The sequence below is a fragment of the Pseudoalteromonas sp. UCD-33C genome, assembly GCF_001306895.1.
In the GTDB taxonomy this organism is placed as follows: Bacteria; Pseudomonadota; Gammaproteobacteria; order Enterobacterales; family Alteromonadaceae; genus Pseudoalteromonas.
Map to the genome: position 1 here is coordinate 293,120 of NZ_LJTB01000001.1, position 23,782 is coordinate 316,901.

At 40.9% G+C, this 23,782-nt stretch carries 26 protein-coding genes; 19 read left to right on the forward strand and 7 right to left on the reverse strand.

The features are described 5' to 3' along the window. Positions 1 to 88 precede the first annotated feature (88 nt). Together AOG26_RS20780 and AOG26_RS01220 are read left to right on the forward strand one after the other, a co-directional pair. Positions 89 to 259 carry a hypothetical protein gene (locus AOG26_RS20780; protein ID WP_160316762.1) on the forward strand — a complete coding sequence of 57 codons (171 nt, stop codon included), beginning with the start codon at positions 89 to 91 and terminating at the stop codon, positions 257 to 259. 50 nt (positions 260 to 309) lie between these two features. After that, complete coding sequence (locus tag AOG26_RS01220) at positions 310 to 519, forward strand: hypothetical protein (protein WP_054560860.1); 210 nt, start codon at positions 310 to 312, stop codon at positions 517 to 519. Position 520: 1 nt separating this feature from the next. On the opposite strand, the gene AOG26_RS01225 is transcribed toward AOG26_RS01220, so the two are convergent. Genes AOG26_RS01225 through AOG26_RS01240 form a run of 4 tightly spaced genes read right to left on the reverse strand, consistent with a single transcriptional unit; the run spans position 521 to position 4,362 of the window. After that, positions 521 to 1,021 carry a DUF1543 domain-containing protein gene (locus tag AOG26_RS01225; RefSeq protein ID WP_054560861.1) on the reverse strand — a complete coding sequence of 167 codons (501 nt, stop codon included), beginning with the start codon at positions 1,019 to 1,021 and terminating at the stop codon, positions 521 to 523. An 8-nt stretch (positions 1,022 to 1,029) separates the two neighbouring features. Further along, positions 1,030 to 2,373 carry a sigma 54-interacting transcriptional regulator gene (locus tag AOG26_RS01230; protein WP_054560862.1) on the reverse strand — a complete coding sequence of 448 codons (1,344 nt, stop codon included), beginning with the start codon at positions 2,371 to 2,373 and terminating at the stop codon, positions 1,030 to 1,032. Positions 2,374 to 2,375: 2 nt separating this feature from the next. Continuing rightward, the gene (locus tag AOG26_RS01235; protein WP_054560863.1) at positions 2,376 to 2,903 is read right to left on the reverse strand and encodes a hypothetical protein; all 528 of its coding nucleotides are present in this window, start codon (positions 2,901 to 2,903) and stop codon (positions 2,376 to 2,378) included. A 1-nt stretch (position 2,904) separates the two neighbouring features. Further along, complete coding sequence (locus AOG26_RS01240; protein ID WP_054560864.1) at positions 2,905 to 4,362, reverse strand: sensor histidine kinase; 1,458 nt, start codon at positions 4,360 to 4,362, stop codon at positions 2,905 to 2,907. A 312-nt stretch (positions 4,363 to 4,674) separates the two neighbouring features. On the opposite strand from AOG26_RS01240, the gene AOG26_RS01245 reads away from it, so the two are divergent. From AOG26_RS01245 to AOG26_RS01265, 5 genes are all read left to right on the forward strand, one after another. After that, positions 4,675 to 4,902 carry a cag pathogenicity island protein Cag25 gene (locus tag AOG26_RS01245; RefSeq protein WP_054560865.1) on the forward strand — a complete coding sequence of 76 codons (228 nt, stop codon included), beginning with the start codon at positions 4,675 to 4,677 and terminating at the stop codon, positions 4,900 to 4,902. Positions 4,903 to 4,911: 9 nt separating this feature from the next. Then, on the forward strand, positions 4,912 to 5,139 hold the full coding sequence (locus tag AOG26_RS01250) for a hypothetical protein (protein WP_054551189.1): 228 nt from the start codon (positions 4,912 to 4,914) through the stop codon (positions 5,137 to 5,139). A 103-nt stretch (positions 5,140 to 5,242) separates the two neighbouring features. Further along, positions 5,243 to 5,476, forward strand: coding sequence for an EF-hand domain-containing protein (locus AOG26_RS01255; RefSeq protein WP_054560866.1), 234 nt, complete (start codon positions 5,243 to 5,245; stop codon positions 5,474 to 5,476). 4 nt (positions 5,477 to 5,480) lie between these two features. Continuing rightward, positions 5,481 to 5,714, forward strand: a complete 234-nt coding sequence (locus AOG26_RS01260) for an EF-hand domain-containing protein (RefSeq protein WP_054560867.1) — start codon at positions 5,481 to 5,483, stop codon at positions 5,712 to 5,714. A 93-nt stretch (positions 5,715 to 5,807) separates the two neighbouring features. After that, on the forward strand, positions 5,808 to 7,448 hold the full coding sequence (locus tag AOG26_RS01265; RefSeq protein WP_054560868.1) for an amidohydrolase: 1,641 nt from the start codon (positions 5,808 to 5,810) through the stop codon (positions 7,446 to 7,448). A gap of 2 nt (positions 7,449 to 7,450) precedes the next feature. On the opposite strand, the gene AOG26_RS01270 is transcribed toward AOG26_RS01265, so the two are convergent. Further along, entirely contained in the window at positions 7,451 to 7,681 is a 231-nt protein-coding gene (locus AOG26_RS01270; protein WP_054560869.1) for a YgjV family protein, read from the reverse strand. A gap of 268 nt (positions 7,682 to 7,949) precedes the next feature. On the opposite strand from AOG26_RS01270, the gene AOG26_RS01275 reads away from it, so the two are divergent. Beyond that, on the forward strand, positions 7,950 to 8,606 hold the full coding sequence (locus AOG26_RS01275; protein ID WP_054560870.1) for a Crp/Fnr family transcriptional regulator: 657 nt from the start codon (positions 7,950 to 7,952) through the stop codon (positions 8,604 to 8,606). A 361-nt stretch (positions 8,607 to 8,967) separates the two neighbouring features. Next, the gene (locus AOG26_RS01280; RefSeq protein ID WP_054560871.1) at positions 8,968 to 10,896 is read left to right on the forward strand and encodes a hypothetical protein; all 1,929 of its coding nucleotides are present in this window, start codon (positions 8,968 to 8,970) and stop codon (positions 10,894 to 10,896) included. A gap of 216 nt (positions 10,897 to 11,112) precedes the next feature. On the opposite strand, the gene AOG26_RS01285 is transcribed toward AOG26_RS01280, so the two are convergent. After that, positions 11,113 to 11,679: a phosphoribosyltransferase gene (locus AOG26_RS01285; protein WP_054560872.1), complete on the reverse strand. Its 567-nt coding sequence runs from the start codon at positions 11,677 to 11,679 to the stop codon at positions 11,113 to 11,115. Between the two features lie 199 nt (positions 11,680 to 11,878). Continuing rightward, the gene (gene pepB / locus AOG26_RS01290; protein ID WP_054560873.1) at positions 11,879 to 13,174 is read right to left on the reverse strand and encodes an aminopeptidase PepB; all 1,296 of its coding nucleotides are present in this window, start codon (positions 13,172 to 13,174) and stop codon (positions 11,879 to 11,881) included. A gap of 149 nt (positions 13,175 to 13,323) precedes the next feature. On the opposite strand from pepB, the gene sfsA reads away from it, so the two are divergent. The 10 genes from sfsA to mdoH all read left to right on the forward strand — a co-directional run bounded on the left by sfsA (position 13,324) and on the right by mdoH (position 23,766). Beyond that, positions 13,324 to 14,043: a DNA/RNA nuclease SfsA gene (sfsA, locus tag AOG26_RS01295; protein WP_054561190.1), complete on the forward strand. Its 720-nt coding sequence runs from the start codon at positions 13,324 to 13,326 to the stop codon at positions 14,041 to 14,043. 252 nt (positions 14,044 to 14,295) lie between these two features. Then, positions 14,296 to 14,739 carry an RNA polymerase-binding protein DksA gene (gene dksA, locus AOG26_RS01300; RefSeq protein ID WP_054551179.1) on the forward strand — a complete coding sequence of 148 codons (444 nt, stop codon included), beginning with the start codon at positions 14,296 to 14,298 and terminating at the stop codon, positions 14,737 to 14,739. Between the two features lie 20 nt (positions 14,740 to 14,759). Next, positions 14,760 to 15,704: a tRNA glutamyl-Q(34) synthetase GluQRS gene (gene gluQRS, locus AOG26_RS01305; RefSeq protein WP_054560874.1), complete on the forward strand. Its 945-nt coding sequence runs from the start codon at positions 14,760 to 14,762 to the stop codon at positions 15,702 to 15,704. 292 nt (positions 15,705 to 15,996) lie between these two features. Then, a complete protein-coding gene (gene pcnB, locus AOG26_RS01310; RefSeq protein WP_235575459.1) occupies positions 15,997 to 17,283 on the forward strand; it encodes a polynucleotide adenylyltransferase PcnB in 1,287 nt (428 codons plus the stop codon). 2 nt (positions 17,284 to 17,285) lie between these two features. Next, complete coding sequence (gene folK / locus AOG26_RS01315; RefSeq protein WP_054560875.1) at positions 17,286 to 17,774, forward strand: 2-amino-4-hydroxy-6-hydroxymethyldihydropteridine diphosphokinase; 489 nt, start codon at positions 17,286 to 17,288, stop codon at positions 17,772 to 17,774. 29 nt (positions 17,775 to 17,803) lie between these two features. After that, on the forward strand, positions 17,804 to 18,598 hold the full coding sequence (gene panB, locus AOG26_RS01320) for a 3-methyl-2-oxobutanoate hydroxymethyltransferase (protein ID WP_054560876.1): 795 nt from the start codon (positions 17,804 to 17,806) through the stop codon (positions 18,596 to 18,598). Then, the gene (gene panC / locus AOG26_RS01325) at positions 18,599 to 19,450 is read left to right on the forward strand and encodes a pantoate--beta-alanine ligase (RefSeq protein ID WP_054560877.1); all 852 of its coding nucleotides are present in this window, start codon (positions 18,599 to 18,601) and stop codon (positions 19,448 to 19,450) included. It abuts the gene before it with no gap. Between the two features lie 96 nt (positions 19,451 to 19,546). Next, on the forward strand, positions 19,547 to 19,747 hold the full coding sequence (locus tag AOG26_RS01330; RefSeq protein WP_370625252.1) for a hypothetical protein: 201 nt from the start codon (positions 19,547 to 19,549) through the stop codon (positions 19,745 to 19,747). A 346-nt stretch (positions 19,748 to 20,093) separates the two neighbouring features. Then, positions 20,094 to 21,812 (forward strand): glucan biosynthesis protein, encoded by a 1,719-nt coding sequence (locus AOG26_RS01335; protein ID WP_054560878.1) that lies wholly within the window; start codon positions 20,094 to 20,096, stop codon positions 21,810 to 21,812. After that, positions 21,784 to 23,766, forward strand: a complete 1,983-nt coding sequence (gene mdoH, locus AOG26_RS01340; RefSeq protein WP_054560879.1) for a glucans biosynthesis glucosyltransferase MdoH — start codon at positions 21,784 to 21,786, stop codon at positions 23,764 to 23,766. Before AOG26_RS01335 ends, mdoH begins: the two co-directional genes overlap by 29 nt. Positions 23,767 to 23,782: the final 16 nt, after the last annotated feature.

Below are 23,782 nucleotides of genomic sequence, written 5' to 3' on the forward strand. Positions count from 1 at the left end.
AGTTTAATGACTGAGTATTCACCGATAATTCAGATTACAGGACGTAATATTTGTAATACAAAAGGCAAATTATTCTTTGGAGGGCATCATGCGATCTGGATTACAACGTGAAGAGATTGAGTTCATTATGGGGCTATTTAGCTATAATGAAGCAACCGATAAACCAGTGGCTCCAAAAAAGCAGCCTGTAAAAGCTGACACAAAAAAAGTTGATACAGCGCAATATAAAGCAAACTACAAAGCAACTTATTTGACCTAGCTAAGGGTAGCTCATTACAATGGCGCACCTTTGGAATATAACGCCTTGTAATGAAAAAACACTCACCTAAAAAAGAACTGATTTTACTGCCCGTTTTGTTCGTGGCTATTTTGCTTTGTGTTGCAGGTCACTTCCTACTCCAGCCTAACTACCAAGACAGCCATACCGTTGAGTATTTACTCGCTGCACTGCCATTTGCCTTGTTTGGATTGGTGATTATCGCCTTTAAAGTTGCCAGTAAAAACGATAACCAAGATTAGATCAAAGAACGTAATAGCCAAACCAATCGGGCTTCATTGCTTGAGCTTGCCCGCTTGGCGTTAATTTGATTGATAAATTACTATCAAGTAAGTCAATCGCAAAACAATCGTCTACATCGTGTAAATCATCTTTATGAAGATGAGTCATTCCAGCCAATAAAGACTCTTTAGCGCGTTGCTTTGCTTCTTCACTGCTACGGGCAACGTACAATGCAAAATCATGTTGCTCCGCAAGACTATCTGCTCGGTAAGCACCTAAATTTACAAAATACAGTTTTTCGGCTTGGTGATGCGCAGTATCAACCACTTCGACCTGATAGCCATCGATGTGCTGAATTTGCATGTAACTATCCATGTGCACATTGCTTTTATCACCCACCCACTGTGCTTTTAACTTTGAATAGGTTTGCTCAATGTTATCGCCTACAACAAATCGAACGTCGTGCATTTCAATGTGGCAACCTTGAATACGACCGCCCAGATAGACTAAAAAAAGCGCCATGTTTTTCCTTATATTAAGCTTTCAACATTAATGTTGTGCTTTTTAATTAATTTATAAAAATCTGAGCGATTACGTTTCGCAAGCTTTGCGGCTTCGGCAACATTACCCGCTGACATTTTCAGCGTATTAATTAAATAGTCTCGCTCAAATTCTTTTTTTGCATCATTTAACGAAAGTGGCTCAGCAATACTAACATTACTGTTTAATGCACTCTCTACTAGCTGAGCGGCAATCACTTTACCAGGTGTAAGGGCTACTACCTGCTCTATTACATTTTGTAATTGACGGATATTACCCGGCCAGTCATAGCGCACCAAAGCATGCATTGCATCATTGGCAAACTGCTTTTGCTCTTGCCCCATACGTTTAGCAATTAGACCTGCAAAATGCTGTGCTAGCAAACTTATATCTTCTCTGCGTTCACAAAGCGGAGGCAGTTTTAAGTTCACCACATTTAATCGGTAGTATAAATCTTCACGAAACTGCTGATTGCTAATTGCCTCAGGAAGATTCTTATGAGTCGCCGACACTACCCGCACATCAATTGGGATCTCTTCTTGAAAGCCCACAGGGCGAATGGTTTTCTCTTGTAAAACCCTCAGTAGTTTTACCTGTAAATTTAGCGGCATATCACCAATTTCGTCTAGAAAAAGGGTACCACCTTGTGCTTGTTGAAACAAACCTTGATGGTCTTTGACTGCACCTGTAAATGCGCCTTTTTTATGCCCAAACAATTCAGATTCTAAAAGCTCTCCCGGCACTGCGCCGCAGTTAATTGCCACAAATGGCCCATCACTAACATGGCTGTGTTGATGTATTGCTTGTGCAAGCAGCTCTTTACCTGTGCCGCTGGCACCTGAGATCAACACATTCACTTGCGTTGGACCAAGCAATTTAACTTGCTCAAGTAGATGCAACATCGCGCCGCTACGGGTGACAATATTCGTTTGTGTGGGTGTTTCATCACCGTGTACACCATGGATCTCGATAGCTTTAGCAAGGCTGTCGAACAGCTCATCTTTATCAACCGGTTTGGTAATAAACGCAAATATACCTTGTTTAGTCGCTTCCACGGCATCAGGTATCGAACCATGTGCTGTCATCATAATCACCGGCATTGAAGGGTAACGACTTTGTAATTGGCGATGAAGAGCCATGCCGTCCATTTCATCCATTCTTAAGTCAGTGATCACCGCATCATAGGTTTGGTTTTTTAGTGTTTGTAATGCCTCAATGCCACTTTCAACTGTGTTTACCAAATAGCCTTTAGACTCAATTCTAATCGCTAGTAACTTTAATAAACTCGCATCGTCATCTACTAATAAAACCCGTGCTTTTGTTACTTCATTCATGATTACTGCTCCTTGGTTTCTTCACGTAGCAGAAGTTGTTGTTCGATAGTCGCAAGCGACGATAAGGTTTTGTCCATTTCATCACTTAGCGCTTGCTTAGCTTGTTTTGCCGCTAAATTCTGTTGTAAATATTGCTTTTGTAACCATAGATACTGCTTAATATCATCTGGCCAATAAAAAGCATGGTCACTTTTTTCAAGCTGATTAAGGGCTTTTTCTGGCTCTGAAGCACCGAGTAAACAAATTGATTCAAACAGACGCTTTAGCTCATTTTCGCCAACATAATTTGCTTTATCAGAAGCCGCTTTAAAGCCACCACATTTGGCTGCATGCCAAGCAATGACTGTACTTGCAGGCGGGTATAACGGCTCACTTTTCGGCCGAGGCTTGGGATTAGGTTGCCCTTGAGGTTTCACTTCTGCTGTCGGCTCTACTTGCTCTGGCTCAACATGCTTTTGCGTGATCGTGCACCCTGTTATAAAAAGTGTGCCTATAACAAGCATAAAACTGGCTTTATTCGCTAAGCCCATATCAGTTAACTCCTTGGGTTAATTGAATTGGTAAAATGGCTGTAAATACACACCCTTGTGGCTCATTATCTGTAATAGAGAGCTTACCGTTTAATTGTTCAACGGTTTCTTTAACGATAGTTAAACCGAGCCCGCTGCCCATTTCAGTATGTTGTTTTGCATTCTTGCCTTGGTAAAAAGCCCCAAACACGGCGGCTTTTTCAGTGTCGTCTATTCCTACTCCTAAGTCGCAGACACTCAAAATTAACTGCCCCTGTTTTAAGCTTGCTTTTATTGTCACTGACTCGTGTTCCGGCGAAAACTTCAGCGCATTTGAGGTAAGCTGAATAAGCACCATTTCAAGTAGCTCAATTGAGATAAACAAGGCTTTATTTGGTAACTCGTTAACCCAAGTAATGGATAAGTCACGCGCTGATAATCGGTGCTCAAAATGACGCTCAATTTTATTCATCATCACGTTAAAATTAAGCTCGCTTAGGCTTTGCTTACTCGTGCGGATAGCGTTGTAACTCAATAGGCTTTCAATCATGGCTCTGAGTCGCACCATACTTTGTGTTATTAACTCAAGGACAGCTTGTTGCTCACTATTGATTGGACCAACAATTTCATCTACAAGTAAGTCAGTCCCTTCAACCATAGAAGCGAGGGGAGTTTTTAATTCATGTGTCACATGGCGTAAAAACGTATCTTTTTGCTGCTCAAGCATATGTAACTGTGCTTGAACCCATTCTAGTTTATTACCTAATTCAACTAACTCTGACGAGCCACGAACTTGAATTTTTTGCTGCCAATGGCCTTGCCCTAGTTTATCAATCACATGTGTGAGTTCCCTAAGCCGTCCGCTGATCCGCCAAAGAAACCCGCCTCCAACCAATAACGTGAGAGGAATTAACGCAACTAACCAATTAATGAATGAAGTTTGAAGTGCTTTTAATTGCTGCTGATTTTTTGTGATGCGTAATTCATTTTGCTCTTTGAGCCAATTTGTTTGCTCACTGATAAGCTTGCTGGCAGGAGCAAATAACTCACCATCTTGCTTTTGCTCTATCAACAAGTGCTGTTGTGCAAATTGTAATACCTCAGCCAATTGCCGCCACTGTGAGACATAATCAGCGGTTGGGCTTAAAAATATAAGCTCATCAATACTTTGCAGTGAGGATTGCCACTTATTGGCAATCAAGCTATCGAGGGATTCACTTTTAAGCACCCAATTTTGTCGAGTTGCCCTTTCTAAGCTATTTAAGTCTTGTTTGAGGTTATTAAATGCTTTAGTGATTTCGTAATTGTCACCGACGATTTCTTGAGTCACCGCTAGCTGCTTATTAAGCGCATTTAAAAATAAAATCACCACCAAAGATAACGGTAGTAAAGACAGCAAAATGCTACAGACGAACTGGCCAATAAGACTAGGTCGCCAATTGAGTAACTGTTTTATTTTTATCGCTACTGTATTTTGCATATTCACTCTCAACATAATTGCAGATGCTGATTATTAGTGAACAAACTTAGACACTCGCTGAATCCGACCTTAAAAAGTACTGATTTTTATCCAAAAACCGATACAAAGTTGCTATTTGGCAACAGGCTAACTCATTGAAATAAAATGGATAAAGTTTTAACACCTGAAAATCGTTGCAAAAAAGACACAACACCCTGTAACTATTTCGCATTCAAAACCACATAAAAACTATAAACTATTGATAATTAAAACCTTTTAACATTGGCACTGATTTTGATTAGTACTAAGCAAATTAGTTATTTAGGACACAAAATGAAAGTAACGGCCCAGGTAGCCACCCTGCTTATAAGTCTCACCTCGCTAAGTAGTTATGCACTAGATTTGCAAACAACGTTTAACGAGCTTGATAAAGACAGTAATGGCTTTTTGAGTGAAGCAGAAGCATCTGAAGATGCATTATTACATGGCAACTTTACGCAAATTGATAGTAACCAAGATGGCCAAATTTCATTTTCTGAGTTTCAGTCGTTTATTCAATAGGAGATTGTAATGAAACAACTTTTAGCTGCATTCTCGCTGATGTTTTTAGTTATCAGCGCCACTGTTTTAGCATCACAAATGGATGTTCGATTTGCTAAATTTGATACAAACGCCGACGGCGAGATTTCATTAACTGAAGCAACTAAACACGATAACTTACTTAAGCAATTTGCTGATCTGGATGAAAACGGCGATCAGGTTTTGTCTGAACAAGAGTTTGAAAAATTCAAACCTTAACGGCTTAAAGTGCTTGCCATAATCCCAGAGGGAATGTGTAAACGGATTTAAATTTTGGGAGTTAAATTATGGCAAGCACTTTTATTTATAAAGGAGAGTAATTATGAGAATTTTCTGGCTTGCTTCATGCACCTTAATTACTATAAGCTTCAATAGCTTAGCATTGGATGTAAAACAACGATTTGATCACCTCGATAAAGATAAAAATGGTTTTTTATCTGTGCAGGAACTGTCATCACAACCGCACTTGCAAAAACGCATAGCGCAGTGGGATACAGATAAAGATCAACAAATCTCGCTCCTTGAATTTAAACACTATTTAACAAACAAGAGTTAAAATAATGTCAAAATTAACCTTTGCCAGCCTAATTTTATGTGGTGTATTTAGCACAATAAGTTTTGCTGCAGATAGTATTGGTGAAAAATTTAAACAACTTGATCGTAATGACGATGGCTACCTGACTCGTTCAGAGTCAGCGAGAGATCCTGCTCTGTGGTCACGTTTCAAAAACTACGACAGCGATAAAGATAATAAATTATCGCTCAGTGAATTTAAGGTCTACGCAAGCAAATAAAGAGTTACAGTTAATTATTTACCTGCTGCTGAGTTGCAGTTTACTGCAACTCTGATACTGTTTTCGTAAATCAATAAAAACTATTAGAAGATTATGAAACTCATCATCAGCTTACTAGCAACAGCTTCACTTAGCTGCTTTGCCAACACCACTGTTATTTACAATGTAAATGGCTACACGCCTACCTACAAAGGTGAAACCCAACACTTTTCTGCACTGGTTTTTAAAGACGGTAAAGTCGTAAAAACAGGTAATGATTCAATTAAAAACAGCTTCCCAGACGCCACCGCAATTGATGGTAAACAAGCCACACTATTGCCTGGTTTGGTCGATGCTCATGGCCATGTAATTGGTTTAGGGAATAACCTTTCACAACTTGATGTCAGGAATACGCGCTCGGCAGATGAGGTTGGCAAAATGCTGGCTGAGTTTGCCAAAGATAAACAAGGTTGGATCATTGGTCGCGGTTGGAATCAAGAGCAATGGCCTGGCGGTGAGTTTCCAACTGCAGCTGATTTAGACAAGTATGTAAAAGACAAACCTGTGGTACTTTCTCGCGTTGATGGCCATGCTGTGTGGGTTAACTCAAAAGCCATGGAACTTGCAGGTATTGATAAACAAACTCCCTCTCCTGCCGGCGGTGAAATTTTAAAGCTGGATTCAGGCTTACCTTCTGGGGTATTCATCGATAAAGCTGAAACACTTATTACCCAACATGTACCAAAAGCAAGCCATGCCAGCATTAATACGGCATTAGATAATGCAGGTAAACATCTACTAAGTTTGGGTATTACATCAACCCATGATGCCGGTATCGATTATGATACGTGGCAAGTGTACCAGCAGCGCTCTGAGCAAAGTACCCTCCCCGTAAGAATCGTTGCCATGTTAAGTGCAGCCGATCCTCAACTAGAAACCATGCTCAAAGCCGGAAAATATAAAGACATGAATGACATGCTGTCGATTCGCAGTGTCAAAGTGTATGCGGATGGTGCTTTGGGAAGTCGAGGCGCAGCTCTCATCGAGGAATACGCAGATCGTAAAAATCACCACGGCTTAATGCTTGAAACGCAAGAAAAGCTTGAGCAGCTATTCAACTTAAGCTTTGCCCATGGCTTTAGTGCGAACACCCATGCAATTGGTGATAAAGCCAATCACGTGGTGCTCGATGCTTATGAAAATGTATTCAAAAAAACCGGTGGGATTTTACTGCGTAACCGAATTGAACACGCACAAATTGTTACTCCTGAAGATATCCCTCGTTTTAAAACGTTAAAAATTATTCCATCAATGCAGCCTGTTCATGCAACCTCTGATATGCATATGGCAGAGCAGCGCCTAACTGAAAAACAACTTGAAGGGGCGTATGCTTGGAAAACCTTTTTAGCGCAAGGCTCAGTGATTGCAGCAGGTTCTGACTTTCCTGTAGAGCTTGCTGATCCGTTTGATGGCTTATATTCAGCAATTACACGAATGGATCATAATCAACTTCCTGAAGGTGGCTGGCGACCACAAGAGCTGCTATCGCGTGATGAAGCTTTGCGTGCTTTTACTTTAGGTGGTGCTTATGCTGCACATCAAGAGTTTAAGGTAGGTAGTTTAGAGCAAGGAAAGTGGGCTGACTTTATTTTGATTGATAAAGACTATTACAAAGCCCCAGTTTCTGAGATCCACGATATAAACGTGACACAAACTTGGATTGCGGGCGAGCTAAAATATAAAAAAGAGGAATAATATTACTCGGCGTCAGCTTTTTGCTGACGCTTTAATTTAATGATGTGGTAAATATTCACAAACGCCAGTAAACCATTGGTGAAGGCAACCGGGACAGCACCAATTGCCAATCCGTAGAAGGTAAATGCAATACACCCTGCTAGGTTAAGCCAACGTAGTTTTACTACATCGCTCATTGTCAAAGAGGCAACCAACAGTGCTGACGCTAAATAGCCTAAATATTCCCAACTCAATTGTTCTCTCCTAGGCTTTAGGTTAGCATTGGAGCTTGTCATTTTTTTTGACGCACTCAGTGCTACTTTGACAATAAAATAAAAAAGCTAACTTACTAAAAACCTTGTAAAGCTTAAGAATAATCTTGGCTTTAAAATCATTACACGGGAAATGAAGGTATCAGTAACGTGAAACACCTTACTAGCAAGTTAGCGTAAATTCTTAGAATCTTAATGCTAACGTCATTAAGATGTAATAAATAGGACAATTGTCCGAAGAGCGGCGTTAATGTTTCAATATCATTTTTCAAGCTATCTTGTTGACCAATTACTGACATTTGCTGGCAGTAGTTTTCAACAAGCTAAAAAAGAAGTGCTGATCCACCAAGATCAACCCTTGTCAAAACTCGTATTAGTGAGAAGCGGCACAGTGTCGTTCAGTTATGACGTGGGGAATGGCCGACGCCTTCTTTTGGGCCAGCTTGATTGTAACAATACACTGATTGGTGAGATTGAAGCACTGAATAACTACCCGTGTATTTACACAGTTACGTGCTTTAGCGATGTAAGTTACAACCTAATTGAGCTTAAACATTGGCGCGCACTACTATTAGAAAAGCCTGAGTTAAGCTTATACACAGCGCAAACTATTGCTGCTAAGTTCCAAGAAAACCAAAAAATAAACTTAGATAAACTACTATTACCACTTAGCTACAATATAGCTAAAGATTGCTTGTTAAGAGCTGAAAACAGCAACCCAACACTACTGCGTGCATACCCTACCGTAAATGCCGAAGCAGAACGCTTTGCTACCACAGAAAGAGCTTATAGACGAGTAGTTACAGAACTAGTTGAGAAAGGCTTAGTGCAGCGAAGCAATCAAGGTTTACAAGTAGTAGATATCGACAAGCTTAGCGACTACGTTGAAAGTTTTGCACAGTTATAAATGTGTTACAAATTTTTCTTAAATGCTTTAAAATAATATTACCAAACTGAAAAGCAAAGTCAGCACAAGTTCAGTTGGATAATCTATAAATATTCATAGAGTTAAGCTTCTTTACTGCAAAGCTCTATATTATAATTTTGCAAAGCGGTGTGTTATCAGCTGTTGCACTTGAAAGATAAGACAGAACTTTCTTATTTTATTAATGAAAGTATATATAATGTTCACTTGACGTATATATAATGTACGCTTATCCTTCAATAACAGATAACCATGTGTGGCGTTTTTTCGGTGCACAAACCGGTACTATTTGCTCTAATAAAAGTCTGATTACTTTACGAGAAAGGAAAGAAAGGTAACGATTATGGGAAACAATGAATTTAAACTAACCAAGCTAGCGCTAGCGTTAGGTGTCACTTTAAGCTTAAGTGGTTGTTTGAGTGATGACGACAAAAACGACACAGTGCCTGAGCCACCAGTTCCAACACAAAATGTAGCAGTTCCACCTACGGCAGCTGAAGTTCAAGCTGGTACTATCACTGTTAATGTTGTTGATATCACTGGTACTCGCCTTGCTGATACAGTAACTGCAACTATTACTTTTAAATCTGAAGATGGCTTATTGACGGCTTCAGGTGAAGCTTTAACTGATGACACAAAGTCAACGACTACAAGTACTTTCGCTTACACTGTTGACTCTATTCCTGCTGATGGTATTAGCTATAGCTATGTTGTTTCAGCTGAAGGTTATTTAAACAATTCAGGTACATTATCTGTTAGTAGTACAGACAACGTCGCAGCTCAAGAAATCCGATTAACACCAAGAACCCTTGCTGACTCTGATGTAGCTATCGTAGCTGATACTAAAGATCTAGCTGACTTAGCTGAAGACGGAACTACGGTTGCGTACGATCCATCTACTGGATTAAGTGTCACTGGTGATAAAGACGAGATTGAATTAAAGCAAGCTATATCAGCAGATAAAGCTGATACAGCTGTAGGTAGTGCAAGTGTAAAAATCAAAAATGGCACACAATTTTTAGACACAGACGGTAATGCTCTAACTTCAGCTCCTAAAATGACTGTTGCCTACTTCGCAAATGAAGCAACTCGCAACGATAATGAGTCAGAAAGCGCTGCTACGACAAACTCGTCTTTAGATGCGTTTCCAGGCGGCCTTGCTCTTTCTGTAGCAAATCCTGATGGTTCTGATTCGGCAGTATCAGGCTCATTTACATCTGGTGGTTTTGTAGCTATCGAATTAGTTGATGATGAGGGTAACAAAGTAAAAAGTTTCGGTGAAGGAAACTCTATTACTGTTGCAATGGAAGTTGATAAAAAAACTTCTAACCCATGTCCAGTAACTCTTCCTGATGGTGAAGATGTAACAACATATGCTGAAGCTAATGGCTTTGCAAGTGGTACATGTACCGTAGCTAACCCTGTAGCTCGCAAAATTGCTGCTGGCGACATTTTCCCTGTATGGAGTTATGATGAAGATGTAGGCGAGTGGACTTTTGAGAGCTATGGTGAAGTAACAGTTAATTCTAATGACCCTCTAGATGGTACTTACAGCACTTTTGACGTAACTGTTGACGTAGATCACCTATCATACTGGAACCTTGATTACTTCAACAACCAACAATGTTCAAGTTTCTCTTTTGACATTTTAGATAGTAATGATGCAGCTAACACAGCGCGAACTACTATTATTTTAGAAAATAACGGTTTTAGAAGAACATTAACAAGCTATACTGGTGATTATTCAAAAGCTACTATCTTTAACCCACCATCATTCCCAGTAAAAGTTAAAGTACTTAGTAATGGTGTTAACGTACTTGATGGTTTATCTTCTGACGCTGATGGAAATGCATCTGCTATGTCTGTTGATAATCTTTGTGATTTAAATAACCAAGATCTGAAACTTACAATTGCATCACCTGTTATCGTATCTAAACCGATTACGACTCAACTAGTTTGTAGTAACACAGAAGAATTCGATGTAGGTACAGATCCTGTACAGACTCCTACTCCGGTATTTTTCCAAGTTGGTAACCAATTTGTACAATCTGTATACTCTACCGGCACATTCAATGTTGATTTAGAGCAGGGTACTACTTACACAGCTTGGTACTTTGATTACAACAACTACACATGGCTGACCTCTGAAGTTACAGGCAATACTACAGCTGCAACTTTAGATATCCCAACAGTTTGTGAAGTTGTTGAACAACCAATCACAGGTGGTACTGGTGGTACTGGTGGTACTGGTGGTTCTGGTAACGGTGGCTAGTCCACAACGCTAATAAAGCTTTTAAAACCGCGCTTATGCGCGGTTTTTTATTGCCTTTAAAAAATATACATAAACACCAAGTTACTCTTTTGTGATAAGCATCAATGCATTTACGCTGCTTAAACTACCACTATTATCAATGGGGAGTTTTACGCACTTAATTAAAGACAATAAAAAAGGCCCACTAAGAGCCTTTTATGAATAATCTGAACAAGGTTACTTTTCAAGTAAAATGTCGTGGATGTTCGCTAAATCAGACTTACCTTCGATAATTTCGTCTGGCGTTAGGCCTGAAAGCTCATGAGGGAACACTAACCACTCTTCAGACTCATGAATGAAGTAATCTGGCACCATGTCTACCTTTGAGTTCTTCGGCTTGTAGTATGGGCATGCAACGCGAATATCACGTGGTAGGTTTAAACGCATTAACTCCGAAAGCTTTTCTTTTAATGCAAAAATACTGCGGCCAGAATCGAACACGTCATCAACGATTAGTAATGAATTGTCTGCATTGGCATTTTCAATGATGTAATGCAAACCGTGAACTTTAATCTCTTTAGATTGCTGGTTAATACCGTAATACGAAGAAGTACGCACTGCGATATGGTCAGTTTCTATACCTTTGTAATCGTAATATTCTTGAACTGCGATACCAATTGGAGCACCACCACGCCAAATACCAATGATGAAATCAGGACGGAAACCATCTTCATAAACTTGTGCCGCAACACGAAATGAATCTTCAAGAAGCTGCTGCGCAGTGATATAGCACTTATCTGACATAAATAGAGACCCCAGTGTGAATTGATCATTCAAGTGTAGCTAATTTAATAAAAACTAACCACAGGATGAGAAAATGTGGGGCGTGATTTTATACTAATTTACTCAAAAAAGCTTGTATCAGTTTGTAAAATTCCCCTTTAGATCAAAAGAGCCCCTTAACTTAGATAAAGTTAAGGGGATTAATGAAAAAGTAAATTGCTTATGCTTTTTCTAGTAATGTTCTTGCAACGGTACGCATACCTTGAGTTGTTGCGCCCGCAGCCCACTCGCTTGTGCTACCCATGTTAAATGCAGCAGCAAGGTCAATGTGCACCCAACCTTTCCCTTCATTTGGCACAAAGCGTGATAAGAAACCAGCCGCATTGGAAGCACCACCGTAGCCACCACCTTTTTGTGGGCGGCTATTTGCTGTGTCAGCATATGGCGACGGGCAATTTTGTTGGTGCCATTTTTCAAGTGGTAATGGCCAAGCAGCTTCCATTTCTTGCTCTGCAAAGTCTTGTACGTCACGTACAAGCTCTTTATCAAGACCAAACAATGCATTGTACTCTTGGCCTACAGCAACAAGCGCAGCGCCTGTTAAGGTTGCCGCATCAATGATTAATGGCGCGCCAGACTCACCTGCTGCCATTAAGCCATCAGCTAGTACTAAACGACCTTCAGCGTCTGTGTTAACGATTTCAACCGTTGTACCATTTTTATACGTTAAGATATCGCCAAGTTTGTAGGCGTGGCCTGAAATTAAGTTTTCAGCACAGCATAAGAACAACTTAATGCGTTTGTTGATACCACGGCTAATAGCAAGTGCTAAACCTGCAGTCACAGTTGCTGCGCCGCCCATGTCGCATTTCATGCCTAACATGCCTTCACTTGCTTTGATTGAGTAACCACCTGAATCAAACGTAATGCCTTTACCAACTAAAGCGGCTGCAACAGGCGCGTTTTCATCACCAGTTGGGTTGTAATCTAATGCTAATAATACTGGTGGACGTTCACTACCACGGCCTACCGCATGGATACCAATCCATTGTTGCTCTAATAAAGCATCACCTTTAATAATTTGGTAGCTTACGTGCTCAGGTGCTAGTGACTGAATAAACTCAGCTGCTTTACCAGCTAGGCTCTCTGGGAAAATATCATCAGCTGTGCCATTGATCATTTGACGAGCCCACGTCGCAGCTTGCTTTAAAGAAGCCAATTCTTTGCCGTCTGTTTTTGCATTTTCAACAAACTCAATAGCATCTAAATTCTTTGGTGAAACAAAGCCTTGGTAGAAAGCCCATTGTGTTTCTGTACACCAAACATCGCCCACTAAGGCAATATTTTTTAAGCCTTGATTAGCTAACGTACGTGCTGCTTTTTGTACGTTTTTAAGTGTATCTTGCTCAGTTAAATGAACAGTTGCGCCTTGTTCAGTAAAAGAAAGAGCGGCTTTTTCGCCCCAATGTGCGGCAGCGCCCTGCTCGCTAAGTTGAACTAGAAATTTTTCTGACATGTTAGAATACTCTTTGCGCTAAAAATGTTACTCGAGTTTACTACAGCCAACGTCAGTTCCCAACAGCTTGCGATAAATAGCATTATGAGATGTGGTTCAATCCTCGTAATGAATCACTTACAATAAAGAAAAACGAATTACTAAGAGCCATGAAGTTTACTCCCGCATTACAAACAGCTACCTTAATTAAACGCTACAAACGTTTTTTAGCCGACTTAAAAACTGCCGATGGCGTAGAGTTTACAGCTCACTGTGCTAATACCGGCAAAATGACGGGCTGTGCAGAGCCTGGATTTAAAGCGTTTTATTCAACCAGTGATAACGCCAAACGTAAGTTCCCTCAATCCTTGCAATTAACTCAGAACCAATTCGATCACTTAATATGTGTTAATACCGCGATTGCAAACAACGTTGTACAAGAAGCCTTAAATGCAGGCGCGATTACTGAACTTGTTGACTATCAAACAATTGCTGCAGAAGTAAAATACGGCCAAGAAAATAGCCGTATCGATTTTTTATTAACAGGTGAACACAAACCCCATTGCTATGTAGAAGTAAAATCTGTGACATTACTTTCACAAACAGAACCACAATCTGGGCAAGGGTATTTTCCGGATGCAAAAACTGAGCGAGGCCAAAAACATCTGCGAGAGTTAATAGAAGTGGTGCAACAAGGACATCGTGCAGTATTATTTTTTGCCGTTTTACATGAAGGTATCAATCAAGTAAGTGCGGCGGAACATATCGACCCGAAATACGCCAAACTTTTAACTGAAGCTATAGATAATGGTGTTGAAGTGATTGCTTATAAAGCAAAAATTTCGGCAGAAGAAATTAAGTTGCAAGAAAAATGTGATTTTCTGAACTAAGCTACTCTTTTACTAAAACGACAATAAAAGCACTATTTTAGTTGTATTATTTTTTTTTGCCCATATAACTTAGCAAATTTAAAAAATTTATGGATAGTTAAGGGCTTACAAAACCGCCCATAATTATTTGAGCAATCATTAGCGCAAGGTCAAGAGGATTAATTAAAAATAAATTTGCCTCAGTCTAATGATTCTGCTATTTATAGCCGCCGGCTAACGCTGGGCAAAATATTAAGGATTTAGGAGAAAGTTATGCCAGACCAAAAAAGACTAGGGTTATTGGCTCAGGCCGGGTTGGAACCATACCAAGAACAGCCAGGTGAAGAGTATATGAATGAAGCACAACGTGCTCATTTCAAAACAATTTTAGAAGCTTGGCGTAACGATTTACGTAACGAAGTAGACCGTACTAAATCGCATATGCAAGACGAAGCAGCTAACTTTCCAGATCCAGTAGATCGTGCAGCACAAGAAGAAGAATTCTCATTAGAACTTCGTACTCGTGACCGTGAGCGTAAACTGATCAAGAAAATTGAAAAAACGATTCAATTAATCAAAGAAGATGACTTTGGTTTCTGTGAATCATGTGGTATCGAAATTGGTATCCGCCGCCTAGAAGCGCGTCCTACAGCTGATTTATGTGTAGACTGTAAAACGCTTGCGGAAATTAAAGAAAAGCAATCTGGACGCGGTTAATTACATCCTTTAATTAGCCCATGTCTACCACAGCCGTTAACACGCCAATGCGTGAATATCGTGGCCGCTTTGCGCCATCCCCTTCAGGGCCATTACATTTTGGCTCACTTATAGCGGCTGTGGGTAGCTTCCTTGATGCAAAAGCCAATCAAGGGAAATGGTTAGTACGCATTGAAGATATCGACACAACGCGTGTTGTAAGCGGTGCTAGTGACGATATATTACATACCTTAGAGGCTTACGGTCTTTACTGGGACGAGCCTGTCATATACCAAACCCAGCGTCATGAGCAATACCAAGCCATTGTTGACGAGTTAATTTCGCAGAACCTTGTTTATGCATGTCATTGCACGCGCAAAGAAATTAAAACAATCGGTGGAATATACCAAGGCCACTGCCGGTATAAAAACCACGCTTTAACTGATTCAGCGCTACGTTTAACCCAGCAATTTGCAACCAGTCAATACCATGATTTAATTCAAGGTAAAGTGTATGTTGATAGCCAACTTGCCAAAGAAGATTACTTAATAAAGCGAAGCGATGGTTTATTTGCTTACCAACTGGTCGTAGTCGCCGATGATATTGCACAAGATATTACAAGAGTCGTTCGCGGCGCTGATTTACTCGAACCTACCGCACGACAACTCAGTTTGTTTAAGCAGCTAAATAAACCGGCCCCAGAATACGCCCACCTACCTTTAGCAGTAGCTAAACCCGGTTTTAAGCTATCAAAACAAAATTACGCTCCGGCAATAGCAAAATCAGATCCAAAGCCTGCGTTGTTCGATGCCTTGCGCTTTTTAGGCTTAAAGCCAGAAAGCTCACTTTTATCGTTAAATATCGATCAGATGTTAGCATGGGCTATTGAAACTTACCGCCTTGAACACATACCAAAGGTGCAAGAAATACAAGTTAGCGAGGATCCAAACTCTCCTTTTTGTAACTTTGTTACTATTGAAAAATAAATTGCCAATTTTAAAGGCCGGGTAACTTAATTTTTCAGCCCTGCTGGTATATGATAGCGACCCAAAGTGTGCGAATCATCAACACCTTAATTTAGCGCCATTTAAAACACACTGATTACACGTCAATCTCACATCGGCGAAGTATCAAACAAACGCTATACTTGATGAGTCGCAAAGTCCGCGTCGTAGGAGACAGATTATTATTTCTAAGCTTTTTCAATTTTGTCGGCAGATTATTGGCCCAAATGCCACGACATCAAGTGATGCTTTGCCAACGAGCGAGTTACCTTTGGTGATCGAGCGCAGTGAACATGGTATTTCGCGCAAACAATTTAGCCCAAATGCAATCAAAGTATTGTACCGCCTTAAAGAAGGTGGTTTTGATGCCTACCTTGTAGGTGGTTGTATTCGAGATATATTGTTAGGCCAACAACCAAAAGACTTCGACGTTGTAACAAACGCAACCCCTGAGCAAATCAAAAAGCTATTTCGTAACTGTCGCCTAATTGGTCGCCGTTTTCGTTTAGCCCATATCGTGTTTGGTCGAGAAATTATTGAAGTGGCGACCATGCGTGGCCATCACGAAGCCGAAGAAAGCAAAAATCAAATTAGCCAATCAAGTGAACACGGCCAACTCCTGCGTGACAATGTCTATGGCAGCATCGAAGAAGATGCTGAGCGCCGCGACTTTTCGATTAATGCACTTTACTACTCAATTAACGATTTTTGTATTTATGACTATGCCAATGGCATTAGCGCGATAAAAGCAAAACAAATTGAGCTAATTGGCGACCCAGAAACACGTTACCGTGAAGACCCTGTGCGCATGTTACGTGCAGTGCGTTTTGCCACCAAACTAGGAATGAGCATTGCACCTGGCACCGAAAAGCCAATTAAAGGCCTTGCTAATTTACTTGATCATATTCCGCCTGCTCGTTTGTTTGAAGAATCACTCAAATTGTTTTTAAACGGCAAAGCTGAAGAAAACTACTTAATGCTACGCCAGTATGGTTTATTCAAAGCATTATTTCCTGCTCTTGATAAAATCTTAGATGCCAACCCTGAAGGCTTTGAGCATACGTTTATCCTGCAAATGTTTAAAAACACCGATAAACGTATTAATGCTGATAAAAAAGTCACCCCAGCCTTTATTTTTGCAGCCTTATTGTGGTTCCCATTGCAGAGCATTGCGAAGAAGTTACAACAACGCGACCAACTTTCAGAGTACGATGCATTTGCACAAGCAATGAACAAAGTACTGAGTGAAAACGCGCAACATGTAGCAGTACCAAAACGCTTCACCTTGGGTGCACGCGATATTTGGCATATTCAGCAACGCCTTGATAAACGAGGTGGTCAGCGTGCTTACAGGCTCACTCAACAGCCTCGCTTCAAGGCTGCCTATGATTTCTTACTACTGCGTGTGCAAGCTGGCGAAGAGCAGCAAACAGAGCTTGCTGACTGGTGGACAACCTACCTAAGCCAAGACATCAATGGTCAAAAAGAAATGGTTAAAAGTTTAGGACACCAAGGTGGCCCTAAGCGCCGTCGTCGCCCACGCAAGAAAAAAGTAGACTAAGTATGAATACCGTTTATTTAGGTTTAGGTGCCAACTTAAACACACCACGTAAACAAATTCATGCTGCTGTCACTGCCCTAAAAGCATTAAAAGACGTTGAGTTTGTTTGTGTATCCCATGATTACGCAAGCAAACCAATGGGGCCACAAGATCAACCCGATTATGTAAATGCAGTCGCGTGTGTTAAAACTGCACTTAAGCCAGAGCAGTTGCTTGATTTAACTCAAGCCATTGAGCTTGAGCATGGCCGTGTTAGAAAAGAAGAACGCTGGGGTCCGCGTACCCTTGATATAGATATTTTATTGTTCGGTAATGACGTGATAGACACCCCTCGCTTAACTGTGCCTCATTATGGCTTAACAGAGCGAGAATTTGTTGTTTATCCCTTGTTGGAAATTGCACCAACACTTGTACTACCGAATAATCAATCACTTGCTGATATAACAAAAACGTTGCCTTTAAACGATTTACAACAACTCCCTCAGCAGTAATCAACCAAGGCTAAGCCTTAGAGGAAATTATGTCTAAAATCACCGTTTCAACTCTCAATAAAATGAAACAAGAACAACAAAAAATCACCGCATTAACGGCTTACGATGCCAGTTTTGCTAAATTGTTTCATGATAATGGCGTCGAGGTGATTTTAGTCGGTGACTCACTAGGCATGGTACTGCAAGGTGCTGATGACACCCTAGCAGTAACCAACACAGATATTGCTTATCATACACGTTGTGTACGTGCCGGAAGCCGCGAATTATTTGTGATTGCTGACTTACCTTTTATGACCTATGCCAACCCAGCTGATGCCTGTAAAAATGCAGCTGAGCTGATGCGTGCTGGGGCAAACATGATTAAGCTTGAAGGCGGCGAATGGCTGCACGACAGTATTCGTGCAATGACCCAACAAGGTATTCCAGTATGTGGCCACCTAGGATTAACACCTCAGTCAGTACATGTATTTGGCGGTTTCAAAATTCAAGGTCGTGAGCAATCTCAAGCCGATAAAATGGTCAGCGATGCAAAAGCACTTGAGGCGGCAGGTGCACAGTTACTTGTTTTAGAATGTATTCCAAGTGAACTTGCTAAACGTATTACTGATGAACTGAGTATTCCTACCATTGGTATTGGGGCAGGTAATCAAACTGATGGGCAAATCTTAGTAATGCACGACCTAGTTGGTATTTCGGCAGGTTATATCCCTAAGTTTTCAAAGAATTTTTTATTAGAAACCGGCAATATGCCAGCAGCAGTGCAAAAGTATTGTGAAGATGTAAAAAGTGGTGCTTTCCCAAGTACCGAACACGAGTTTAAATAAATGCAATCAATCACTGAAATTAAATCGTTACGCAGCCAAATCAAAGCTTGGCGTCAAGCGGGCCTGAGCATTGCGCTAGTGCCTACCATGGGCAATTTACACCAAGGTCACTTTTCACTTGTTGAAAAAGCCAAAACATTGGCTGATAAAGTGGTTGTGAGTATCTTTGTAAACCCGATGCAATTCGGTGTCAATGAAGACCTTGATAGTTACCCGCGTACACTAAACGAAGATAAACAAGGTTTAGCAGATCTTGGTACTGATATCGTGTTTACCCCATCCGTTGAGACGATTTACCCAAATGGTTTAGGCGAGCAAAGCTTTGTCGATGTACCGGGTGTTTCTATGGGTTACTGTGGAGGCTCGCGTCCTGGTCACTTCAAAGGCGTTGCAACCGTTGTCACTAAATTATTTAATTTGGTTCAACCTGACTTTGCTTGTTTTGGTGAAAAAGATTTTCAGCAGCTACAGGTTATTAAAACCATGACGCGCGACCTATCTATCCCAGTTGAAATTGTTGGCGTTCCTACTTGCCGTGAAATCTCAGGTTTAGCAATGAGCTCTCGTAATGGCTATTTATCTGATGAGCAAAAAGACACTGCAAGAGTACTGTTTGCCACACTAAATAATACTGCAACGGCACTTAAACAAGGCAGCGCAGACATTGCAGCTCTTGAGGCAGATGCAAAAGCACAGCTTGAAAAGGCAGGACTAAAACCTGACTATTATTCGATTGCAGAGCGCTCAACACTAAAACCAGCCACCGTGGCTGACAAACAACTTGTTATTTTAGCTGCTGCTTATTTGGGCTCAGTACGTTTAATTGACAATTTACAAGTTGAGCTGGATTAAATAGCAACAATCTGGGTAAGATGGATTGCAAAGAAAAGACATAAACTAGGGATAAGCATGAAAAAATTACCAGCAATTGCAGCAACATTGTTTGCTATGACATTACTGTCTGCCTGCTCAAACAAAATTGAAAACCCAGAAATGCAGCAATGTGCTCAGCAAAACTATCAATGCGAAGCGAGCTGTGAGCAACAAAGCACCGCTGATGGCTTAGTTCATAAAGTCTGTAGCAACAAGTGCATTGAAGCTTACAACCAATGTAAAGCCAATGCAGAAAAGTTAGGCGAAGTTAAATAACAACGACTCGCTTTTTAAGGCACTGAAAACCTATTCGGTGCCTGCACTCCCCTCCTCGATTACAATTTCACTCGCACAATTAAGCCTCTGGTAATTTTGTTCATATTTTTGTTTACCCTTTAAGCTATTCATATTAGGGCAAGCTTTCGTTCATTAAACTTCTCCATATTGGTGACGAATAAACAACTGCAACTGTGTAATTGTTTCTCACTAATTTCAAAATTTTACTCTTCGCATTTAGCTGCACCAACTCAAAGCCATTGAGATTGTTAATTTTTATTTTGGGTCCAGCAATTGCTATGAGATATGAAAGAATTATTGTGATTTACGGCTAAAGGAAAATTGAATGAAACCAGAAACCCGAACTAAGCTCTTCAGCGCTATTAAAAAGAAGACCTTCTTGGGCGTATTATTAGCCATGAGCGCAGGTCATAGTTACGCAGTTGAAGACCCAGAGCAGCCAAAAGTAACTGAAACAGAACAAACAGCCGCTGAGGTTCAAGCAACCGAAAATGAAAAACAGCAAGTAGAGGATACTGCTGCTGTTGAGCTTAAGCCTGCAATGATCACGATTCCAGAAGAAAAGCTATTTGAAGTTATCACTGCACGTGCGAAAAAATTAGCCTCTGAGCCGTATGTAGCGCCTAAAGAGTTAGAGCTTGAAGCATTAACTAATATTGGTTATCAGGACTACCGTGCGATTCGTTTTCGTACTGAGCAAGCAATTTGGAAAGATCAAAGCCTGTATGAAGTGCAGTTATTCCACCCTGGCTTTTTATATCGCTCACCAGTTGCAATCAATACTCTTGAGCAAAATGCCGAAGTAAAAAGTTTACCTTTTAAAACAGATTACTATCGTTACGATGCAACTGCTGCCCCGTTAGAGCAAGAGATCAGCACCGCTATTGCCAATACACAACTTGGCCATGCAGGTTTTCGTTTGCATTTTCCACTGAACAACAACCAGTACAAAGACGAAGTAGCTGTGTTCCAAGGTGCTTCGTATTTTCGTTTAGTTGGCCCGCATCAAGTATATGGTCTGTCAGCTCGAGGTCTTGCAGTTGATACAGCACTGAGCTCAGGCGAAGAGTTTCCTGTTTTCAAAGAGTTCTGGTTAGTAAAACCTGCACCCGAAGATACTACCATCGTGCTTTATGCATTATTAGATAGCCCTTCAGTGTCGGGAGCCTATCGTTTTGAACTAACACCTTCTACTAACACTGAAGTAAAAACCGAGATGCAAATTTTTGCCCGTAAAGACATTAAAAAGCTCGGCATAGCCCCGCTAACAAGTATGTTTTACCACGGTGAAAATAGTACTAAGTTTTTTGATGATTACCGCCCTGAAGTACATGATTCTGATGGCCTATTAATGCAATCAGAACAAGGTCAATGGATTTGGCGTGCACTGAATAACCCAAAAAAATTAAGTGTCACTTCGTTTAGCTACGAGAACCCTAAAGGCTTTGGCCTTGCACAGCGAGACCGAGACTTTAATAACTACCTTGATACCGAAGCGCATTATCACAACCGTCCGAGCATGTGGATTGAGCCAGTGGGTAATTGGGGTAAAGGGCGTGTTGAGTTAGTAGAAATCCCTACAGATACCGAAACCAACGACAATATTGTTAGCTATTGGGTGCCAGAGCAGCCTATGAAAGCTGGTGACAGCTTAAGCTTTAGTTACAAGCTGTCGACTTTCAATGCCACGCTTGCAACTCAAGATAAAGCGAGTGTGTTAAGAACCCGAATTGGTAGTGCAGCATTACCTGGTGAAGACAATCCACCACCAAAAAGCCACCGCCAATTTACCGTTGATTTTAGTGGCGAAACCATTAATCAACTATCAGCTAATTTTGCCATGCAGGCGGATCTTACACTCTCTGCTGGGCAAATAAGCGATAAAACGGTACAGCAGTTACCAAACAATCAAGGATGGCGCGTAGCATTTAAAGTGGCGCCAGAGGGAGATAAGCCTGTTGATATGCGCTTATCGTTAAAACTACGTGATAAAGAAATCAGCGAGGTATGGAGCTATGTCTGGTATCCAAACGACGTCCAATAGTAAAGCATTAAAGGCAACAGCAATGCCATTTAAGAAGACCCGCGCTTGGCTTTTTTCAAGCCTAGCGCTTACCATTACCGCCTATGGCGTGTGGATCATGTTCGATATTTTAAATTCTAACGGCATGACACCGCTTGAGTACGCTTTACTGGCATTATTTACAGTTACCTTCGCGTGGATTGTTACAGCCTTTTGTAGTGGCTGTATGGGCTTCATCCTGCAATTATTTCGTATTGACCCGTTGACCTTAAAACGTCAAAAGCCAATCGAGATTAATCAGCATGCCTTGAGCCAAACTAAAACAGCCATTGTTATGCCTATCTACAACGAAGATACAGAGCGTGTCATCGCCGGTTTTGAAGTAAGTTTACGCTCGCTGGCTAAAACAGGGCAAATGCCGCATTACGACTTTTACTTGCTAAGTGATACGCAAGACCCTGAAATTGCACGTAATGAACTTAAAGCGTGGAATGCACTTACTGAGCGCTTAGGTGATTTAGCAAAGCATACTTTTTATCGTCGCCGTGAAGATAATAAACACCGTAAAGTGGGTAACTTAACTGATTTTTGTGAACGTTGGGGCAGCCAGTACGATCACATGATTGTGCTTGATGCCGATAGCATTATGACGGGTCAATGTATGCTTGAACTGACTTCTAGCATGATCAGCAATCCAAAATCAGGCTTGATCCAGACGATCCCGATTCCGGTTCGCCAAGACACGTTTTTTGGCCGCTTTTTACAGTTTGCATCAATTTTATATAGCCCAATGCTGGCAACTGGTTCTGCTTTTTGGCAAACAAACCAAGCAAACTACTGGGGCCACAATGCGATTATTCGCGTTGAAGCATTCACAAAGTGCTGCGGCCTACCTGTTCTAAAAGGTAATGCCCCATTTGGTGGTGAGATCTTAAGTCATGACTTTGTAGAAGCTTCTCTGCTACACCGCAGTGGTTGGGATGTGTTACTGCTCAGCGATGTTGAAGGCAGTTACGAAGAAGTACCAAGTAACATTCTCGATTACGCGATTCGTGATAGACGCTGGGTGCAAGGTAATATCCAGCATTTAGGTTTACTGCCTAAATCAGGTCTTAAGCTAATGAGTAAAATGCACTTTTTATTTGGAGCCACAGCGTATATTTCATCGTTGATTTGGTTATCGATGCTGGCATTAAGTACCTTAGATGCAGTAACTCGTGCACTTAATAGCGACGTGTACTTTAACCATGCTTATCAACTTTTCCCAACCTGGCAAATTGCTAAAACGGATTTAATTGATTCGTTGTTATTTATTACAGCTGTATTGTTGTTACTGCCTAAATTAATGGGCGTAATTGTGACTTTAGTGCATCGTAATAACGCCTTTGGCGGTACGATGAAGTTAATTGCCGGTTCACTCATCGAAACTATTTTTGCGATTGTGATTGCCCCTTTAATGATGGTTTTTCATAGCTACTTTGTAGTGTGCGTATTTTTAGGCAAAAAAGTTAGCTGGGATGCACAACCTCGCGAAGGCAGAATGGTACCGTGGAAAGAAGCGATTGGTTATACGTTATTTTCGACTATTACCGCGATTATCTGGGGCTCGGTTGCTTACTATTACACACCGACCTTCTTTTGGTGGTTATCACCTATTTTAGTAGGTCTTATTTTAGCAGCGCCAATTGTACGCTATTCAAGCAGCATCGGCTTAGGAGTGAAAATGCGTAAAATGGGTTTATTTTTATGTCCAAGTGAAGTTGAAAACGATGATACCTTAGCGGCACTTCGTGTACATCAACAAGAAATTGGCTTGCCAAAAGATGAACACGCTGACTTTAATGTACCAGCATTACCCAATGAATACCCAACGGTAATGCCTATTCAAAGCTTTAAGGCACCCTCGGGTAAAAAGCGCAAGCAAGTACGTATTGCTCAGCAACGTATTAAAGCCAAGCTCTTTGCCAAAAGCTAAACGAAAAAAAACCGCT

What these genes read in the sequence shown, in the direction of transcription:
- AOG26_RS20780 (WP_160316762.1), top strand. Translation starts at nt 89, where the DNA reads ATGCGATCTGGATTACAACGTGAAGAGATTGAGTTCATTATGGGGCTA.
- AOG26_RS01220 (WP_054560860.1), top strand. Translation starts at nt 310, where the DNA reads ATGAAAAAACACTCACCTAAAAAAGAACTGATTTTACTGCCCGTTTTG.
- AOG26_RS01225 (WP_054560861.1), bottom strand. Translation starts at nt 1,021, where the DNA reads ATGGCGCTTTTTTTAGTCTATCTGGGCGGTCGTATTCAAGGTTGCCAC.
- AOG26_RS01230 (WP_054560862.1), bottom strand. Translation starts at nt 2,373, where the DNA reads ATGAATGAAGTAACAAAAGCACGGGTTTTATTAGTAGATGACGATGCG.
- AOG26_RS01235 (WP_054560863.1), bottom strand. Translation starts at nt 2,903, where the DNA reads ATGGGCTTAGCGAATAAAGCCAGTTTTATGCTTGTTATAGGCACACTT.
- AOG26_RS01240 (WP_054560864.1), bottom strand. Translation starts at nt 4,362, where the DNA reads ATGCAAAATACAGTAGCGATAAAAATAAAACAGTTACTCAATTGGCGA.
- AOG26_RS01245 (WP_054560865.1), top strand. Translation starts at nt 4,675, where the DNA reads ATGAAAGTAACGGCCCAGGTAGCCACCCTGCTTATAAGTCTCACCTCG.
- AOG26_RS01250 (WP_054551189.1), top strand. Translation starts at nt 4,912, where the DNA reads ATGAAACAACTTTTAGCTGCATTCTCGCTGATGTTTTTAGTTATCAGC.
- AOG26_RS01255 (WP_054560866.1), top strand. Translation starts at nt 5,243, where the DNA reads ATGAGAATTTTCTGGCTTGCTTCATGCACCTTAATTACTATAAGCTTC.
- AOG26_RS01260 (WP_054560867.1), top strand. Translation starts at nt 5,481, where the DNA reads ATGTCAAAATTAACCTTTGCCAGCCTAATTTTATGTGGTGTATTTAGC.
- AOG26_RS01265 (WP_054560868.1), top strand. Translation starts at nt 5,808, where the DNA reads ATGAAACTCATCATCAGCTTACTAGCAACAGCTTCACTTAGCTGCTTT.
- AOG26_RS01275 (WP_054560870.1), top strand. Translation starts at nt 7,950, where the DNA reads ATGTTTCAATATCATTTTTCAAGCTATCTTGTTGACCAATTACTGACA.
- AOG26_RS01280 (WP_054560871.1), top strand. Translation starts at nt 8,968, where the DNA reads ATGGGAAACAATGAATTTAAACTAACCAAGCTAGCGCTAGCGTTAGGT.
- AOG26_RS01285 (WP_054560872.1), bottom strand. Translation starts at nt 11,679, where the DNA reads ATGTCAGATAAGTGCTATATCACTGCGCAGCAGCTTCTTGAAGATTCA.
- pepB (WP_054560873.1), bottom strand. Translation starts at nt 13,174, where the DNA reads ATGTCAGAAAAATTTCTAGTTCAACTTAGCGAGCAGGGCGCTGCCGCA.
- sfsA (WP_054561190.1), top strand. Translation starts at nt 13,324, where the DNA reads ATGAAGTTTACTCCCGCATTACAAACAGCTACCTTAATTAAACGCTAC.
- dksA (WP_054551179.1), top strand. Translation starts at nt 14,296, where the DNA reads ATGCCAGACCAAAAAAGACTAGGGTTATTGGCTCAGGCCGGGTTGGAA.
- gluQRS (WP_054560874.1), top strand. Translation starts at nt 14,760, where the DNA reads ATGTCTACCACAGCCGTTAACACGCCAATGCGTGAATATCGTGGCCGC.
- folK (WP_054560875.1), top strand. Translation starts at nt 17,286, where the DNA reads ATGAATACCGTTTATTTAGGTTTAGGTGCCAACTTAAACACACCACGT.
- panB (WP_054560876.1), top strand. Translation starts at nt 17,804, where the DNA reads ATGTCTAAAATCACCGTTTCAACTCTCAATAAAATGAAACAAGAACAA.
- panC (WP_054560877.1), top strand. Translation starts at nt 18,599, where the DNA reads ATGCAATCAATCACTGAAATTAAATCGTTACGCAGCCAAATCAAAGCT.
- AOG26_RS01330 (WP_370625252.1), top strand. Translation starts at nt 19,547, where the DNA reads ATGACATTACTGTCTGCCTGCTCAAACAAAATTGAAAACCCAGAAATG.
- AOG26_RS01335 (WP_054560878.1), top strand. Translation starts at nt 20,094, where the DNA reads ATGAAACCAGAAACCCGAACTAAGCTCTTCAGCGCTATTAAAAAGAAG.
- mdoH (WP_054560879.1), top strand. Translation starts at nt 21,784, where the DNA reads ATGTCTGGTATCCAAACGACGTCCAATAGTAAAGCATTAAAGGCAACA.